The following is an 18,404-nucleotide window of genomic DNA, read 5'->3' as shown; positions in this document are numbered from 1 at the left end:
TCATCCCGGCCGATCGAGGAACGGGTCAGGGCGCGCAAAGGCAGCCAGCAGTTCGGTATTGGTGATCTGCACGGTGTTGCCGGAAACGATCACACCATGCGCGGCCAGCGCACTGAACGCGCGCGAGAGATTTTCGGGCGTCATTCCAAGGAGTGACGCGAGGATACGCTTTTCCACGGGTAGATCGAACTGCACCGCGCCCCCCCGTTCACCGCTTTCGAGCAGGATGAAATTACCCAACCGCTCGACCGACTGGCGCAACTTCATATCTGTGAGCGCGCGCACAAAATAACGGAAACCGAACGCCAGTTCCTGCATCGCCCCGCGCATCAGCGACCGGTCGTTGTCGATGGCATCGCGGATCAACGGCGATGGGATCATCAGGATGCGCGATGCGGTCAGCGTGCGTGCCGACATCAGATAAGGTTGATCAGTATAGGCGGCTGCCAGAATGAAGCTGCGCACCGGGCGGACTATGGCCATCGATGTTGTGCGATCACCATTACCGGTAAACAGTTCGACCATTCCATCGATTAGGATGTGCAGGAAATCAGGTTTCTGCCCAGTGTCGAACAGCTTGAGCGCTGGCGGAAAGACCTGAAGGAAGGCAGCTGCAAAAATCTGTTCGCGTTGCTCGGGATCCATCGAGGCAAATAGGGGCAGCGCAGCAATTTCCGGTTTTTCAGCAGCGCGCACGCAGACCCCTCCGTTTCGATATACGAAGATGTAAACGCTCAATTGATTAATATCAATCGAACAAATGACAGATCGCATCGCAGCTTTTGACCGCGATCAGGCCAAACCCATTTTGCTTCTGTTGCAGAGGCAGGGTTGATCCACGTCAAGAAACTCGCCGCGCACGGTAGCAAACCGGACACCAGAATTTTCTCGCCACAAAGGGGCTGGTCATGGTTGCATCAACGGTTTCGTCAAAGCAGCAGCAAGGGGCGCTGTGGCTGAGTACCGGAGCGTTCACGGTCTGCTTTGCCGTGTGGACAATTTTCGCGATTATCGGGATCGAGATCAAGGCCGAGCTCGGCTTGAGCGACACGCAATTCGGGTTGCTCGTCGGCACGCCGATTCTGACCGGATCGCTCGTTCGCGTTTTTCTGGGCATCTGGACCGATCAATATGGCGGGCGGCTGGTGTTTCCGCTGACGATGCTTGCCTCGGCAGCGTCGACCTTTCTGCTTTCTTATGCCGACACTTATATCCTGATGCTGGTTGCTGCATTGGGATTGGGCCTTGCGGGCGGGGGTTTTGCGGTCGGTGTTGCCTATGTCTCCAAATGGTTCCCGCAGGAAAAGCAGGGCACTGCGCTTGGCTTTTTTGGCATGGGCAATGTGGGTGCGGCGGTAACGAAGTTCGCAGCCCCCTTTGTGATGGTCGCGATGGGCTGGACAGCGGTTGCGCAGATTTGGGCGGCGGCGCTTGCCATCATAGCCGTCTTATTCTTCCTGTTCGCCAAGGACGATCCGGATTTTGCCGCGCGCAAGCATAGCGGTGCGAAACCCAAATCGCTGACCGAGCAGTTGGAACCGCTCAAGCACCAGCAGGTTTGGCGTTTCTCGCTCTATTATTTCTTCGTATTCGGCGCCTTCGTCGCTCTGGCGCTGTGGCTGCCGAAATATATGAGTGAGGTATATCAAGTCGACGTAAAGATTGCAGGCATGCTGGCCGCAACTTTCTCGCTCTCCGCCAGCCTGTTCCGCGCTTATGGTGGGATGCTGTCGGACAAATATGGTGCCCGCAAGATCATGTACGCGACCTTTGGCGTGTCGATGATCTGCCTGTTCATGCTGAGCTATCCGTCGACCGACTATGTCATCCACGGGATTAAGGGTGACATCGCCTTCTCCACCTCGATGGGACTGGTACCGTTTGTGATCACAGTGTTCGTGCTGGGCTTCTTCATGTCGCTCGGCAAGGCTGCGGTCTATAAGCATATCCCGGTCTATTATCCCGACCATGTCGGCTCTGTCGGCGGCATGGTGGGTATGGTGGGCGGCCTGGGTGGCTTTGTACTCCCCATCGTCTTTGGCGTCGTCAGCGATTTGACCAATGTCTGGACGAGCTGTTTCATGGTGTTGTTCGCACTGGTAGTTGTGGCGCTTGGCTGGATGCACATGGCGATCCGGCAAATGGAGCAGAAAGCCAGCGGCATTGATTCGCGCAGCCTGCCGCAATTCCCCGAAATGGCAGAGCTGCATGATCCGTCAAAACATGCCGCAGGCGAAACCCGCGTGCTGGAGGAATGGAAACCGGAGGACAGTACATTCTGGGAAACAACGGGCGAACGCATCGCACGGCGCAACCTTTACATCTCGATCCCGGCCCTCCTGCTAGCCTTTTCGGTATGGATGGTCTGGTCGATGGTGGTGGCAAAGCTGCCTTTGATCGGTTTCGATTACACGACTGACCAGCTCTTCTGGTTGGCAGCACTGCCAGGACTGTCGGGGGCGACCTTCCGGATATTCTACAGCTTCATGGTGCCGATATTCGGCGGGCGGCTGTGGACGACGCTCAGCACGGCGTCACTGCTGATCCCGGCTTTCGGCATCGGCTATGCGGTGCAGAACCCAGATACCCCCTACATCATCTTCCTCGTGCTGGCGCTGCTCTGCGGCTTTGGCGGTGGCAATTTCGCATCGTCGATGTCGAACATCAGCTTCTTCTTCCCGAAGGCGCAAAAGGGCAATGCGATGGCGCTGAATGCCGGGCTTGGCAATCTGGGCGTGTCGGTGATGCAGTTCATCGTGCCGCTGGTGATTACCGCCAGCGTGTTTGGCGCGATGGGCGGCGATCCGCTGCCCAACAAGGAAGGCGGCGAGCTCTGGTTGCAAAATGCTGGCTTCATCTGGGTGCCGTTCATCATGGCATCGTCGCTTCTTGCCTGGTTCGGAATGAACGACATTGCCGATGCCAAGGCCAGCTTTGCCGAGCAGTCGGTAATTTTCCAGCGCAAGCATAATTGGCTGATGTGCTGGCTCTACACCGGCACTTTCGGCTCGTTCATCGGCTTCTCGGCTGGCCTGCCTTTGCTCGCCAAACACCAGTTCCCCGATGTCGACGTGCTGAAGTTCGTGTTCCTTGGACCATTGGTGGGTGCGATCAGCCGGGCTGCGACCGGCTGGGTATCAGACCGCTGGGGCGGTGGGCGTGTCACCTTCTGGGTGTTCGTCTTCATGATGATCGGCGTCACCGGTGTGATGTACTTCCTTCAAGCAGGGAACTGGTGGGGCTTCCTCGGTATGTTCATCTTCATGTTCTTCGTGACGGGCGTGGGCAATGCCTCGACCTTCCAGATGATCCCCAGCATCATGCGCAGCGAAATTCCGCGCCTGATGCCCGAATTGAGCGCGTCTGAACAGGTGCGGCAGGCAGAGAAGGAATCGGCCGCAATCGTCGGCTTCACGTCGGCGATCGCTGCCTATGGCGCATTCTTCATCCCGAAGAGTTTTGGCAGCGCGATTGCAGCCACAGGTTCGCCGATGGCAGCACTGATCGGTTTCTTCGCTTTCTACGCCAGTTGCGCCGCGCTGACCTGGTTTGCCTATACGCGGCCCGGCGGGCTGCTCCACTCCATCGAACGTGCGCCCAAGGCCACTCTCGCAACCGCTTGAAAGGGCAAAGATCATGAGCCAACTTCTCGACCGCCTGACCTTCTTCAACCGGAAGCGCGAAACATTTTCCGACGGCCACGGTGTTACCACCAGCGAGGCGCGCGATTGGGAGGATGGCTATCGCAAGCGCTGGCAGCATGACAAGATTGTGCGCTCGACCCACGGCGTGAACTGTACCGGAAGCTGTTCGTGGAAAATCTACGTCAAGGGCGGGATCATCACCTGGGAAACACAGCAGACGGACTATCCGCGCACACGGCCTGAACTGCCCAACTATGAACCGCGCGGTTGCCCGCGTGGGGCCAGCTATAGCTGGTATATCTATTCGGCCCAGCGGCTGAAATATCCGTTGATCCGTTCGCGTCTTGTCCGTTTGTGGCGCGAGGCGCGCAAGTCAATGAGCCCGGTGGCTGCGTGGACTGCGATTGTCGAGGATGACCAAAAGCGGAAAAGCTATACTGCAATCCGCGGTCATGGCGGTTTCGTCCGCGCGCATTGGGACGAGGTGACCGAGATCATCGCCGCCGCCAACGCTTACACGGCAAAGAAATATGGCCCCGACCGGATCATCGGCTTCTCACCGATCCCGGCGATGTCGATGGTCAGCTATGCCGCGGGGTCGCGCTATCTGTCGCTGCTCGGCGGCACCTGTATGTCCTTCTATGACTGGTATTGCGACCTGCCGCCCGCCAGCCCGATGACATGGGGCGAGCAGACCGACGTGCCTGAAAGTGCCGACTGGTATAATTCGGGATTCCTGATGATGTGGGGATCGAACGTCCCGCAGACCCGCACCCCCGACGCGCATTTCATGACCGAGGCGCGCTATCGCGGCACCAAGGTCGCGGTGGTGTCTCCTGATTATGCCGAGGCGACCAAATTCGCCGACCTTTGGCTCAATCCGAAACAGGGCACCGACGCAGCGCTCGCTATGGCGATCGGCCATGTCATCCTGCGAGAATATCATCTCGACCGGCAAGTTGAATATTTTGAGGATTATTGCCGCCGATACACCGATTATCCGATGCTGGTTCGCTTGGTCGAAAAGGGTGGCACCTATGTGCCCGAACGGTTGCTGCGCGCGTCCGACCTGAAGGGCAATTTAGCCGAGAAGAACAATCCCGAATGGAAAACTGTCGCCATCGATGACGCCAGTGGCAAGCTGGTAACGCCGTTGGGCTCGGCAGGTTTCCATTGGGGCGAAGAGGGCAAATGGAACCTTGAGGAGAAAGACGGCGCGGGCAGCGACGTCAAGCTGCGCACAACCTTCATCCTCGATGCTGATCGCGACGATGTGGTCGACGTTTCCTTCCCCTATTTCGGCAACCGCGAGCACGACCATTTCAAGGGCACCGATCATCCCGATGTGCTCAACCGGCGCGTGCCCGTGCGACAGATCGAGACCAAAGAAGGTAAGACATTTGTTGCTACCGTTTTTGACCTGTTCTGCGCCAATTACGGCCTCGACCGCGGGTTGGGCGGTGAGCATGTGAGCAGCGATTTTGCCGACAATGTCCCTTATACTCCCGCTTGGGCTGAGAAGATCACCGGCGTTCCCGCCGAACAGATCATCACCGTCGCGCGCGAATTTGCGACCAATGCCGAAATGACCAAGGGCAAGTCGATGGTTATCCTCGGGGCCGGTCTGAACCACTGGTACCATATGGACATGAACTATCGCGGCATCATCAACATGCTGGTGATGTGCGGGTGCATCGGTCAGTCGGGTGGAGGCTGGTCGCATTATGTCGGGCAGGAGAAACTGCGCCCGCAAACCGGCTGGGCACCGCTGGCCTTCGCGCTCGATTGGGCTCGTCCGCCGCGGCAGATGAACTCGACGAGCTTCTTCTACGCGCACACCGACCAGTGGCGTTACGAAACGCTGGATGTGGATGAAATCCTCTCACCGACGGCACCCGATGGCGATTGGTCAGGTTCGCTGATTGATTACAATGTCCGCGCTGAACGCATGGGTTGGCTGCCCAGCGCACCACAACTCAAAACTAATCCGCTCGAGATAACTAAGGCAGCCAAGGCTGTAGGGATGGAGCCAAAGGATTATGTCGCCTCGGCGCTGAAATCGGGCGAACTGGAGATGTCATGCCGCGATCCGGACGATCCGGCCAACTGGCCGCGCAACATGTTTGTCTGGCGTTCGAACCTGCTCGGTTCGTCGGGCAAGGGGCATGAATATTTCCTCAAGCATCTGCTCGGCACGCAGCATGGTGTGCAGGGCAAGGATCTGGGCGAAACCGGCGCGCAAAAGCCGCAGGACGTCGTCTGGCATGACGATGCGCCACAGGGGAAACTCGACCTGCTGGTAACGCTCGATTTCCGCATGTCGACGACGTGCGTCTATTCGGACATCGTTCTGCCGACCGCCAGCTGGTACGAAAAAGACGATCTCAACACGTCGGACATGCACCCCTTCATCCACCCGCTGTCGGCTGCGGTTGATCCGGTGTGGGAATCGAAATCCGACTGGGAAATTTATAAGGCGATTGCGAAGAAATTCTCCGAAATCGCGCCTGAGGTGTTGGGGGTAGAAGAGGATGTCGTGCTGACGCCGATCCTGCACGATACGCCGGGTGAGATTGCCCAGCCATTCGATGTCGAGGATTGGGGCAAAGGCCAGACGCCGCCCATTCCGGGCAAGACGATGCCCAATGTAGCGGTTGTCACCCGTGATTATCCCAACGTCTATAAGCGCTTCACCGCGCTCGGCCCGCTAATGGAAATGATCGGCAATGGCGGCAAGGGGATCGCATGGAATACCGAGCATGAAGTCGATCTGCTGCGCCGCCTGAACGGCGAGGTGCTTGATGAGGGCACGTCGAAAGGCATGGCAAAGATCGAAAGCGCCATCGACGCTTGTGAAGTGATCCTCAGCCTCGCGCCAGAAACCAACGGCGAGGTCGCGGTGAAAGCCTGGGCGGCGTTGTCAAAGAACACTGGCCGCGACCACACGCATCTGGCCCTGCCCAAGGAAGAGGAGAAGATCCGTTTCCGCGACATACAGGCGCAGCCGCGCAAGATCATTTCCTCACCCACATGGTCGGGTCTGGAGAGCGAGCATGTCTGCTACAATGCCGGCTATACTAATGTTCATGAACTGATTCCCTGGCGCACGCTGACCGGGCGGCAGCAGCTTTATCAGGACCATAAGTGGATGCGCGCCTTTGGCGAGGGCTTCTGCGTCTATCGCCCGCCAATCGATACCAAGGCTGTGAAGCCGATGCTCGACGAGGCGAAGGATGCGCCGCATGTCATCCTCAACTTCATCACCCCGCATCAGAAATGGGGCATCCATTCGACCTATACCGACAACCAGCTGATGCTGACGTTATCGCGCGGCGGGCCGATTGTGTGGATGAGCGAGACTGACGCTGCCAAGGCGGGGCTGGTCGATAATGACTGGGTGGAGGCGTTCAATTCGAACGGGGCGCTGGTCGCTCGCGTCGTCGTCTCGCAGCGCATGAAAGAAGGCACGCTCTTCATGTACCATGCGCAGGAAAAGATCGTGAACGTCCCTGGATCGCCGCTGACTGGCCAGCGCGGGGGCATCCACAACAGCGTTACCCGCGCCGTCCTCAAACCGACGCACATGATCGGTGGCTATGCGCAGCAGAGCTACGGATTCAACTATTATGGGACCGTGGGCTCCAACCGCGATGAATATGTCATCGTCCGCAAACTCTCAAAAGTCGATTGGCTCGAAGGCCCGGCGACGCATCTGGAGGCAGCAGAATGAAAGTTCGCGCACAAATCGGCAAGGTTCTGAACCTTGATAAATGTATCGGCTGTCACACCTGCTCGGTCACCTGCAAGAATGTTTGGACCAGCCGCGACGGCATGGAATATGCTTGGTTCAACAATGTCGAGACCAAGCCCGGGATCGGCTATCCCAAGGATTGGGAAAACCAGAAACGCTGGAATGGCGGCTGGGACGTCAAGGGCGGTCGGCTGAAGCCGCGCATGGGAGGGAAATGGCGGCTTTTGTCGAAAATTTTCGCCAATCCCGATTTGCCTGAAATCGACGATTATTACGAACCCTTCACTTTCGACTATTCACATCTGCAGCAGGCCAGAGAAAGCCAGGCCTTCCCCACCGCGCGTCCCCGTTCGCTGATCACCGGCGAGCGGATGGAGAAAATCAACTGGGGTCCGAACTGGGAGGAAATCCTGGGTGGAGAATTCTCGAAGCGGTCGGAGGACTATAATTTCGAAGGCGTGCAGAAGGAGATTTACGGCCAATTCGAAAATACCTTCATGATGTATTTGCCGCGGCTGTGCGAACATTGCCTCAACCCCACCTGCGTTGCCGCTTGCCCCTCGGGGTCTATCTACAAGCGCGAGGAAGACGGCATCGTCCTGATCGATCAGGACAAATGTCGTGGCTGGCGCATGTGCGTTTCGGGCTGCCCGTACAAGAAGATCTATTACAACTGGAAAACCGGCAAATCTGAAAAATGCATCTTCTGCTATCCGCGGATTGAGGCGGGGCAGCCGACGGTCTGTTCAGAAACCTGCGTCGGGCGCATCCGCTATTTGGGCGTGATGCTCTATGACGCTGACCGTATCGAGGAGGCAGCCTCTGCCGAAAATGTCGAGGACCTGTATCAGGCACAACTCGATATCTTCCTTGATCCCAACGATCCGGCGGTAATCGAGCAGGCGCGCAAGGATGGCGTGCCCGAGGCCTGGTTGGAAGCAGCGCGCCACTCGCCGGTTTGGAAAATGGCGATGGAATGGAAGGTCGCTTTCCCGCTCCATCCCGAATACCGCACGTTGCCGATGGTCTGGTATGTTCCGCCATTGTCGCCAATCAGCTCAGCGGCCAATTCGGGGCAGATTTCGGTCAACAACAATATGCCGGATGTTCGCTCTTTACGCATTCCGCTCAAATATCTCGCCAACCTGCTGACGGCGGGTGCGACCGAACCGGTGGCGCTGTGCCTTGAACGCATGCTCGCCATGCGCGGCTACATGCGTTCGAAAACGGTCGAGGGTGTCGTCGACGAAAGCATCGCCCATGCCGTCGGTCTGACCGGAGCGCAGATCGAAGACATGTATCATGTCATGGCGATCGCCAATTATGAGGACCGCTTCGTCATCCCGACCGGCCACCGCGAGGATGCCGAGGATATGTATGACGAACGCGGCAGTTGCGGCTTCTCCTTCGGCAATGGCTGTTCGGGCGGGGAGACCAAAACCAACCTGTTTGGTGCTCCTGCGCGCAAGAAACTGCAAACTCCTACGCCACATATTACTGGGGAGGTGTTCTGATGGGCACGGTCACTTTACGCGCGCTATCGGCGCTGCTCCACTATCCCGATGAAGACTTGCGCGCTGCGGTTCCGGAAATCCGGCGGGCGCTTCTGCTCGAACGAATTGTCAGTGAAAAGCAGATGCTGAGACTGGAGCCACTTTTGTTTCGCCTCTCTGGCGGCGATTTGATTGCGTTGCAGGAACATTATGTAGAAATGTTCGACCGGGGCCGGACGCACAGCCTGCATCTGTTCGAACATGTTCATGGCGAGAGCCGTGACAGAGGGCAGGCAATGGTCGATCTGCGCGACCGTTATGTGGCGGCAGGGCTCGATCCGGCCAGCAATGAGCTGCCCGACTATCTGCCCCTGTTCCTCGAATATTGCTCAACCCTGCCAAGAGAAGAGGCGCTCGCCGAACTCTCCGAACCCGGCACGATCATTGCGACGCTGGCAGACCGGTTCGATGCGCGCGGCACGGATTATGCGGGCCTGCTCGCCGTGCTGCGCGAACTCTCGGGTGGTCAGAGCGTCCCGCCCGAAGCGATGATTGTGGTAGAGGATCCCGACGATCTGGAGGCACTCGACGCAGCGTGGGAGGAGGAGCAGATTAGCTTCGGTGCGATGGCGCCTGCCGCCCCAGATGCAGCCCCTGCTTGTCCGCAGGCGCAAGCCATGGTCAGCCGCCTCCTCGATCCTCTCCATGCAAACCAACCGGCAAGGAGCCTGTGACATGGCCGATTTCCTTAATCACATGCTGTTCGGCATCTATCCCTATATCGCACTTGTCGTACTCGCGCTTGGCTCCGTCATTCGTTATGATCGCGAGCCCTATAGCTGGCGATCCGGCTCCAGCCAGCTTTTGCGACGTCGGCAATTGATGTGGGGCTCGGTGCTGTTCCACGCGGGCGTATTAGTCATCTTCTTCGGACATCTCGGCGGCTTGCTAACGCCTATCGCGCTGTTCGATGCATTGGGCATTCCGCACGGTTCGAAACAGATACTGGCGATCGTTGCGGGTGGCATTGCAGGAATACTGGCCTTTGCCGGCGCCACCCTGCTGCTGCATCGTCGGCTGTTCGACCCACGCATTCGCAAGACGTCGAGCTTCAGCGACATTTTGATCCTGCTGCTGCTCTGGCTGCAGCTGGTGCTGGGGCTGGGAACCATCCCGGTTTCGATGAACCATCTCGACGGCGGCGAAATGGTCAAGTTCATGACCTGGGCGCAAGGGATATTCACCTTTCAAGGCGACGCCTCCTCTTATGTTGCCGATGCGCACATCATCTTCAAAACGCATCTGGTGCTCGGCCTGACGATCCTGTTGCTCTTCCCCTTTACCCGCCTTGTTCACATGCTCTCAGCTCCCGTCCGCTACGTCTGGCGCCCGGGTTATCAAGTGGTTCGCTCGCGCAAGTTGGGGTTGCGTCATGGCTGACGTCCTCGAGCACCCTTGCGTCATCGTGAATGGCAGGGAGATTGACGCCGCTCTGATTGCTGCCGAGGTCCAGAACCATCCCGCACCGGCACCCGATCAGGCGTGGGAGGCCGCTGCACGTGCGCTTGTCCTCCGCCAGCTACTGCTTGATGAAGCCGACCGGCTCGAAATCATGAGCGTCGGGCTGGTCGATGCCGAAGGGCGCAAGCTGGCGGAAGAAGATGCCCGGATCGAGGCGCTGCTTGAGCAGGAGGTGCAATGCCCGCACGCCGATGAAACGGTTACACGGCGTTTTTACGCGCAGCATAGCGATCGGTTCAGGTCGCCAACTTTGGTGGAAGCCGAACATATCCTGTTTGCGGCCTCGCCCGATGACAGTCTGGCTTATGGGCTGGCTACCGGCGATGCGCGGACTACGATACGCAAGTTGCAAGCACAGCCAGGGCTTTTTGTCGAATTGGCGATGAAACACTCGGCCTGTCCTTCCAAAGAACAGGGCGGTAATTTGGGACAGATCGGGCCGGGGCAAACGGTCAAAGAGTTTGAGGATGTGCTGTTCGCGTTAGAAGAGGGCATGTTGCATCTGGAGCCGGTCAAGACCCGCTTTGGCGTGCATGTGATCCGCGCCGGTCGGCGTGTCGAAGGCCAACAACTGCCCTTTGAACTGGTGCAGGAAAAAATCGCGCAATATCTGGAAGAGGCGAGCTGGCGGCGCGCGGTTGCGCAATATCTCTCCATACTTGCCTCGCAGGCGGACATACAAGGTGTGGAGTTGGGTGGGGCAGACGGGCCGCTAGTGCAATGACGGACAACCTGTCAGCCATTTCGAATCCGCTGGTACTTGCGGACAACTACGGACGTCGCTTTGAATATCTGCGGCTGTCGCTGACCGATGTCTGCAACTTTCGCTGCAGCTATTGCCTTCCTGACGGCTACCGTAAAGCCAAGGGTGTACCTACAAATCTCTCAGTCGATGAAATCCGCAGGCTTGTTTCGGCCTTCGGCACATTGGGTTTGTGGAAGGTGCGTCTGACGGGTGGGGAGCCTACCTTACGCCGGGAGTTTCTGGAGATCGCAGCGGCGGTTGCCGGGATTGAAGGCGTCGGGAAGGTCGCGATCACGACCAACGGCTATCGGCTGGCTGAACGTGCGCAAAGCTATGCCGATGCCGGTATCAGCGCGATCAATATCAGCATGGATTCGCTGAAGCCCGACAGGTTCCGCGCGATTACCGGCCATGACCGGCTATCCGAAATTCTTCGTGGTATTGATGCCTGCAGGCAAGCCGGGATAACCAGCGTAAAGCTTAATTCGGTATTGCTGAAAGGATTGAACGAAGACGAGCTTGATGACTTTATCGCTTTTGTCGTCGAGCAAGACCTGACGCTGCGCTTTATCGAAGTGATGCGCACAAACGACAATCCGGAATATTTCGCCGCACATCATCTGCCGGGGGCCTTCGTCACCAATCGCCTCGAACTACTTGGCTGGCAGCGTCTGGAGAGGCCAGCTGGGGCTGGCCCAGCGATCGAATATGCTAATGCGCTAGGGCCGGGCCGGATTGGTATCATTGCGCCTTATTCGAAAGATTTTTGCGCCAGCTGCAACCGCCTTCGCGTTTCAGCGACGGGCAAACTGCACCTGTGCCTGTTCGGCGACGCAGGCATCGATCTTCGACCTTTGTTGCAGCAGGATGGCCAAATAGACGAACTGGTTCAACGCTTGCAGCAATTGGTCGCAACCAAGGCCCCGGCACACCTGCTGCATCAAGGCAATAGCGGATCGACCCCGCACCTTGCTTCCATCGGGGGGTGACCATGGCTGGCATCAACGAAAGCCTGACTTTTTATCCGCTCGGCACGGCGGTGCTGACGATTTCAGATACGCGCAGTGAAGAGAGCGACACGTCTGGCGCTCTGCTAGTCGAACGGCTGACAAAGGCAGGGCACAAACTGCTTGACCGCGCCATCGTGCGTGACGATGTCGACGCCATTCAGGCGGTCTTGCAACGCTGGATTGCCGATCCTGAAATAGAGATCATCCTCACAACCGGCGGAACCGGATTTTCGCCGCGCGACAACACGCCCGAAGCGGTGAAGCCGCTGCTTCGCCGCGAAATGGACGGCTTCGCCATCGCCTTTCAGCAAAAGAGCCTACAGACCGTTGGCGTGGCGGCAATGCAATCGCGCGCCTTTGCCGGACAGGCGGGTGACAGCTTCATATTCTGCATCCCCGGTTCGACCGGCGCTTGCCGCGACGCATGGGACGGTTTGCTAGAGCTGGAGTTCGATAGTCGTCACAAGCCTTGCTCGATTGCGGGGGCGCTGCCACGGCTGCGGGATGTCTGTTCCTAGCTGAAGTACCTGAAAGGGAGCGAACTGGGACGGCGACAGGATTTGCCATCTCAATTATTAGATATGGCCGTGAACGGACGTCTGGAAAGCCTGATGCTCGCATGGAAAGCGGACTTTCCGGAATGTCCAACAAAGCAGTCACCATGTCGGAGCGGATTTCTCCGAAACCCGCTCGCAAATGAGCGGGAGATTTTAGGGTCGCTCTCTGGCCTCACAGGTTCGGCCAGGGTGCGGCGCTTTTGTCTGACCCGCTGACACTCTTGCCTCTCTCCTTGCTGGATGCCCGCAGGCGCACATTCCCGCGCGCAGGACGTCCAGCGTCGTCGCGCCGTTGCAAGGGTGTCGTCTTGGTGGCTCGCGCTGCGAGCCCGGGGCGCGATGTTTTGTCGAAACCATCTGCGATCCCCCGCCACGAATTCACACAAAAGACCATCAGCAAAGTCGTGCGTTCTAACGAATTTGCTGACTTCGAGGGTTCGTTCGGCTATTATCAAATCACACACTGCAGAGTTGAGGTGGCCAGCGAGCAGTCAGAAAGGAATTAGCTCAATGGACAACAAACCCGTGACATTTGAGGATCGCGAACCGAGCGATGCGGGCCGACAATGGTCTGGCTTCGCTGAAATCGATCAGGCAATCGCCGAGAACCGATTGACAGAGTATCGGCTGCGTAAATCATGGAGTGATCCATTCGCTCGGCGTTTGGGGATCGTGATCGCGATCATGTTTGCCGGCTTCGCCGCCTTCGTCATTATCCAGGACGTTTTTTGAGCGCCTATCTTTTCCATTCTTTCACTGCATCGGCGGCTTCTTCGCTTGCGCCTTGCGCACCTTTGGTGGTGCCATCGAGATAATCGCGAATGGTATCGATACGCCTGCGACCGGATTGTTGAGCAGCCTTCACCTCTCCACGAACGAAGCCCGGAGTTGCGTTACCCCCTGCCGGCCGGGCACTGCCAATGCCAACCTTCGAGTTACCCCTGACGTCAGCTGCTGACGATACGCTAGGCTTGGAGACCGGCTTTCCAGGTGCAAGGACCAGCTTGTCTTCTATTCTTTCGCGCAGGGTGTCCGCATAGCTGTCGACAAAGCGCGCTTGGAGCGCTTGGCCCTCTGCACTTAGTTGGAAGTCTATGTCATCAAACCGCGCATTGCCGTAAAAGTCGCGGTTGCGCTCCATCTCGCCCAGACCCCATTCGCGGTAGGTCTGCGACAGGTTCAGGTTGCCGGAGGCGCTATTTCCTTTGAACAAAGATGCCTGTTGCTCCAGGCGGTTTGCGATCTCTTCAGAACGCCGGGCTTCTTGCGTAAAGCTTTGGGCTTCGGTCAGCGACGCGTTCATGCCATTCGCGCTGGTCGATATCGACGAGCTGGTCGACGTGCTGACAGTCCTGACGAAGCTGTCGCGCGCGCTCGACCAGTTCCGGCTGTCGGAGATCTGCTTGAGGCTACCCATGATGCGCGAACGATCTTCGGACGCTATGCCGATATCGCTGTCGGCCCAGCTTTGGTTGCGTCCGCCTTTCAGCCCAACGCCTGCACTAAATACACCGCCGTTCACCCCTGCGCCGCCATTTGCTTCACCGTTCAAAAACCAGCTAGTGGTGATGTCATCGGATGCGCGGCGGCTGAGCCCATATTGGCGCTGCAGCGCTTTCGATGCCTGATCGACCTCGTTGAACGCGGTGTTGACGCTGTCGGAGTTGGTCTGGCCGGTTGCGGTTTCGAAGCTGCTGCCCTTGCTGACCTGGTTGCGCAGTTCCTGAAAATGCGTGACTGCATTTGCTGTCGATTGCTGCGCGAGGTTCGAAAAAGTCTCGCTGTTCGATTTGGACTGGCTGGCCATTGTAGAGAGGCGCGACGTGAACTCCTGACCCAGTGTTGGTGTGAACGGATAGCTTGAATTCGGGAGCTGGTCGTAGCTGCCTTCGCCAAAGCTCGTCGTCATCGTGCCGCTCTCGCTGTAACCGCGCGTTTGGGCGGCACCATAAGTGAAGGATGGCGCGACATTGCCTTGGGCGAACTGGCGTGTCAGCACGTTCGAGGTCTCGAAGCTGGTATTGCCGAGAGAGACATTGCCGGTGCTCGCCTCGCGTGCGGCTTCCTCAGCGGCGTTCTGGCTCGGATTGAGGTAGGAGGTGGCATGGTGCGAGATCGCCATGGCCCCCTTGGCTACCCCGCCTGCCAAGAATGGCACCGAGGCAATGAGATAGCCAGCCAATATGCCGATATCGCTGTTAACGTCCGCCATGCCGGTGAAACTTGCAAGCGTCATGCCGCCATTGCTGGCAGCGGTCATGTCAGCAGCACCCTTAAACATGAGCATCATGTGGAGGATAACAAAAAGGGGCCCCCAAGCTGCCAAATAGAAGAAGCCTGTGACATAGCCTTTGAGCGCAAGAGGTCCGGTCTTGGGCATCAGAAACAGAGGGAAGAGGACCGGGAAGAGCGCATAAAACAGGACCGTCAATACGACGTTGAGGAGCGGTACCCATTTCATGGCATTGCTCGCGATCGAACTGTAGGTTCGCTCGGTCTGGATATCGGCACGGGTTTGGGCATAGACATCGACATTGCCAGCCCCGCTTGCGCCGCCCATTGCGTGCATGGCCTGGCTCATCGCGTTGATGGTGAGTGTCTGTTTGAAGATCGCCGTTGCGTTCGATGAAACCCCGGTCAGATATTGATAGGCGACCGGCAGATCAGCAAAGAGCTTGGCCTTGGCGAGGGCTGCTGTCTGGTTGGGGTAGAGCTGTCGGCCAAATATATTTCCCATGCCGTCAATGAGCTGCACCCATTGGCCGTTGAGGCTGGTATAGGCCTCCCGGCAGGTGATGATATTGGCGGTAACTTCGCCGGTTGATGTGTCGCGGGTCAGGAAACGCTGTGCGCGCGCCTGGCTGCCCGGCGCAATCGTCGCCCAGATGTCGGTACTTTCGGCGAGCTGCTTCATCGAATAGCGGCCAAGCAGCACGTCGTAAAAAACGCATTGCCGGAAATGCTCGTCGAGATTGGCAGCAAATTCTGGATCGGAAATGCGCAAGGATCGCGTCGCGTCATACAGCCGCGCGCCGTATATCATCCCGTTCTTTGAATAATTGAGGTCGCCGGGCAGCCCGAACACCACTTCGGCCGAGCCGGTAAGATAATCGCCGATCTGGCTGGTAAAGCTTGCCATGAGCGCGAGGCCCAGCGGCACATTGGCAACCTGCGACGGCGCGAGGCTCGGATTGAGCCTGTCGGTCACCTGCACATCGAGCCGCGGGACCATCAGGCAGCTGTACATCAGGGTCGCTCCCAGGAACCAGTTGATCCATGCGCGCCAGTCCTGATTGAACGCCAGCATCAGTGCAGAAAAACCCAGTCCCATGACCATGACGACCTGGAGCAGTCCTTTGTAACCGCCATTGCCGGTCCACGCCGCGACCGCGTTAAAGACATTGACCAGATAGTCGCCGCCACCGACCGTGAAGACTTCGACCATGTTTGATTTTCCTTGTTCGTCAGTTCGCGAGGCTGCGGGTCTGGACCGCGCGCGACCAGTCGAGCGATGCCGCCATGCCGGGCGACATCGAGGCTGCGAGCACATTTTCGAGGAAGGCTGTCTTCTCGATGATCTGCATGATCGCGTTGACGCGGAGATGCGTGTTGGCTTGCCGGTCAGCAAGGCTCTGGCGGACCGCATTTACCTGACCCTGCCACATTGCGATCTTGGCTTCATCGGCACCGATAAAACTCGACATCGACCGGCCTGCTTCGCCGGTGATGCGGTCGAGAATGGCAAAGAGCAGGTCGACGCTTGCAATCTCGGCCAGGGTTTCGCGGTCATCGGTCGGCATGCCGCGGCCATAAGCGGCTTGCACAGTGAGGATCTTGTAGAGTGGCACCGACGCCACCTGCAGCAGCTCCTTTTGCGCTTCGGTGATCGGCGTATCGTCGCGGATCGCCTGCACCATACCTTCGATGAGCGCTGCCACGCGCGGGCGCAGCGCCTTGGACGTAGGAAGGTTCAGCGTCTTGAAGGTAGGGTTGAGGCATTTGTCAGGCTCGTCGCAGTCGAAGATTTTGACGGGCGCGCCCTGGGTGCCGTCGAGCAACGCGGTTACGAGCGTCGAAGACGCATCGCCTGCAAAGGGTACAAACTTGCCTGCTTCCTCGTCCTTTGGCGGAACATAAATGATCGTGCCGATGAGCGTCATCGCATATTCGGCGAGCTCGCGGTCGAATGTCCCGCCCGGTGAAAAGAAGGCCGATTTTTTGAGGATGGTCCAAGTGTAGTTTCTGGGGACGCCGCTGTTCACATCATCATATTTGCCAGCCCCCTGGGCAGTCGTGCTCGCGCGCTGGCCGCGCGTGCCGCAGCCATGTTTGGCAGCGGCATAGTCTGTAAAGATGCCTTCGCTATTGCCGATGGCTTCGCAGATCGCTTTGTCGGCGAGATCGCCCTTGGGCCAGATGCCGCCGACCAGACCTTGCGCCATCTCGCAGCTGTTGATGTTGAGATTGTTCATGAGCTGAGCTTTCTGTGAAAACTCCTGCATGATCTTCGAGCATTCGGGGCAGACAGTGTCGATCGCGAGACTGAAGGCAAAGCCGACCGCATTATTGGCAACGGCTTTGAGCATTGCCACAATCTCGCTTGCGTTGATGAAGCTGAAGCTGCCTGCAAAAATATCGATCCCGCCGCAGCCTGCACGCGCTCGCGGCAGCTGCAGATTGGCGATGCTGGTCGTCTTTTGCGGAAAGCGCGTCCAGACATTGCCGAGACTATAATAGCCCGCCGACTGGCCTTCGAAGGCGGTCGGTCCTGTCACATTGGCGGCGCCGCCGACATCGTTCAAGAACGAGTCCATCGAACTGCCGACATCGGCCTGGGCGGAGGTCAAAGGCAGCGTGAAAGCGAGGAGCGCGGCGATTGCCTGTTTAAGTCTAATAGTCATGGCCGGCTTCCTTTTGCGTGAGGAGATAGATGCGGTCCTGCAGTTCATCGGCAGACATCACGCCATAGCCGATAGGGATGGGGCGGCCCTTCAAGGCGTCCCAGAGCACGACCGCGGGCGTGACCTTTGGCTCCAACCCCATTTTGGCCCGCTGGTTGGTCTCGACGATATAATTGGGAAAATGGCGGGAAGGCCCGCCATCGGTCGAGATAGCGCGCACAGTGATACCCCAGGTTCCGGTGACCGAGCGCACAATCGGTGCCATGACCTCGCAGGCACCGCAGCTTTGTGCGAAGAAATAGAAAAGCCCGTAGCGCGCTGAGAGCCCCGCCATCACGCCGTTGCGCTCAGTAGCCCGGCTATCCTGCCATTGCCGTTTGGCGAGCGTCGAGACCGGGCGCTGGAGCGTGTAATCGAGATCGGGATCCTGCCAGATCGCGCGCTGCCAGACGTCGCTAAACAGCGACGCCCGGTCGAGCTGTTCGCGCTGGAAGCGCACATAGGCCGTCACATTGGCGGGCGTTGGCTCGAGGATCGCGCGTGCTTTCAACTCGCGCAATTCAGCCGTGATCGCCTCCATACGGGTGACGGCATCGGGGATTGGTACGGGTGCCGCTGTTTCTGACTTTGGCGTTGGCTTGGGCCTGGTGCAGTAGAACCAGTAACCGAGCTTTCGCTCCTCGCAGTAAAAGGCGTCATTTTCTGCAGGTGCGTCGGTGGCGCCGGTCTGAGCAACTGCTGATTGAGTGCTGAAGGCTGTGATTGCGAGCGCGATCATGCCG

General features: G+C 58.2%; 13 protein-coding genes. 9 read left to right on the top strand and 4 right to left on the bottom strand.

Annotation, left to right across the window (positions count from 1 at the left end):
* Positions 1-696 carry a helix-turn-helix domain-containing protein gene (locus EUU25_RS09170; RefSeq protein ID WP_158900309.1) on the bottom strand — a complete coding sequence of 232 codons (696 nt, stop codon included), beginning with the start codon at positions 694-696 and terminating at the stop codon, positions 1-3.
* A gap of 212 nt (positions 697-908) precedes the next feature.
* On the opposite strand from EUU25_RS09170, the gene EUU25_RS09165 reads away from it, so the two are divergent.
* The 9 genes from EUU25_RS09165 to EUU25_RS09125 all read left to right on the top strand — a co-directional run bounded on the left by EUU25_RS09165 (position 909) and on the right by EUU25_RS09125 (position 13,453).
* Positions 909-3,623 carry a nitrate/nitrite transporter gene (locus EUU25_RS09165; protein ID WP_158900307.1) on the top strand — a complete coding sequence of 905 codons (2,715 nt, stop codon included), beginning with the start codon at positions 909-911 and terminating at the stop codon, positions 3,621-3,623.
* 13 nt (positions 3,624-3,636) lie between these two features.
* Positions 3,637-7,374, top strand: a complete 3,738-nt coding sequence (locus tag EUU25_RS09160) for a nitrate reductase subunit alpha (RefSeq protein ID WP_158900305.1) — start codon at positions 3,637-3,639, stop codon at positions 7,372-7,374.
* Positions 7,371-8,909 (top strand): nitrate reductase subunit beta, encoded by a 1,539-nt coding sequence (gene narH, locus EUU25_RS09155; RefSeq protein ID WP_158900303.1) that lies wholly within the window; start codon positions 7,371-7,373, stop codon positions 8,907-8,909. The genes EUU25_RS09160 and narH overlap by 4 nt, the downstream gene beginning before the upstream one ends.
* Positions 8,909-9,622 (top strand): nitrate reductase molybdenum cofactor assembly chaperone, encoded by a 714-nt coding sequence (narJ, locus tag EUU25_RS09150; RefSeq protein WP_158900301.1) that lies wholly within the window; start codon positions 8,909-8,911, stop codon positions 9,620-9,622. Before narH ends, narJ begins: the two co-directional genes overlap by 1 nt.
* A 1-nt stretch (position 9,623) precedes the next feature.
* Positions 9,624-10,328 (top strand): respiratory nitrate reductase subunit gamma, encoded by a 705-nt coding sequence (gene narI / locus EUU25_RS09145; RefSeq protein WP_158900299.1) that lies wholly within the window; start codon positions 9,624-9,626, stop codon positions 10,326-10,328.
* Complete coding sequence (locus tag EUU25_RS09140) at positions 10,321-11,133, top strand: peptidylprolyl isomerase (protein ID WP_158900297.1); 813 nt, start codon at positions 10,321-10,323, stop codon at positions 11,131-11,133. The genes narI and EUU25_RS09140 overlap by 8 nt, the downstream gene beginning before the upstream one ends.
* Positions 11,130-12,143 (top strand): GTP 3',8-cyclase MoaA, encoded by a 1,014-nt coding sequence (gene moaA / locus EUU25_RS09135; protein WP_158900295.1) that lies wholly within the window; start codon positions 11,130-11,132, stop codon positions 12,141-12,143. The genes EUU25_RS09140 and moaA overlap by 4 nt, the downstream gene beginning before the upstream one ends.
* A gap of 2 nt (positions 12,144-12,145) precedes the next feature.
* A complete protein-coding gene (locus tag EUU25_RS09130) occupies positions 12,146-12,682 on the top strand; it encodes a molybdenum cofactor synthesis domain-containing protein (protein WP_158900293.1) in 537 nt (178 codons plus the stop codon).
* 549 nt (positions 12,683-13,231) lie between these two features.
* The gene (locus tag EUU25_RS09125) at positions 13,232-13,453 is read left to right on the top strand and encodes a hypothetical protein (protein WP_158900291.1); all 222 of its coding nucleotides are present in this window, start codon (positions 13,232-13,234) and stop codon (positions 13,451-13,453) included.
* A gap of 4 nt (positions 13,454-13,457) precedes the next feature.
* Here EUU25_RS09125 and EUU25_RS09120 read toward each other — a convergent pair whose 3' ends face one another.
* Genes EUU25_RS09120 through EUU25_RS09110 form a run of 3 tightly spaced genes read right to left on the bottom strand, consistent with a single transcriptional unit; the run spans position 13,458 to position 18,400 of the window.
* Positions 13,458-16,166 (bottom strand): conjugal transfer protein TraG N-terminal domain-containing protein, encoded by a 2,709-nt coding sequence (locus EUU25_RS09120; protein ID WP_158900289.1) that lies wholly within the window; start codon positions 16,164-16,166, stop codon positions 13,458-13,460.
* A 19-nt stretch (positions 16,167-16,185) separates the two neighbouring features.
* On the bottom strand, positions 16,186-17,622 hold the full coding sequence (locus tag EUU25_RS09115; RefSeq protein ID WP_158900287.1) for a conjugal transfer protein TraH: 1,437 nt from the start codon (positions 17,620-17,622) through the stop codon (positions 16,186-16,188).
* Positions 17,612-18,400 (bottom strand): conjugal transfer protein TraF, encoded by a 789-nt coding sequence (locus EUU25_RS09110; protein WP_158903275.1) that lies wholly within the window; start codon positions 18,398-18,400, stop codon positions 17,612-17,614. Before EUU25_RS09110 ends, EUU25_RS09115 begins: the two co-directional genes overlap by 11 nt.
* Between the last annotated feature and the right edge of the window lie 4 nt (positions 18,401-18,404).

Origin of the sequence: Sphingorhabdus lacus (assembly GCF_009768975.1) — a bacterium.
Lineage (GTDB): Bacteria > Pseudomonadota > Alphaproteobacteria > Sphingomonadales > Sphingomonadaceae > Sphingorhabdus_B > Sphingorhabdus_B lacus.
Note: the sequence above shows the minus strand (reverse complement) of the source record. Positions and strands in the feature narration are given on the sequence as shown.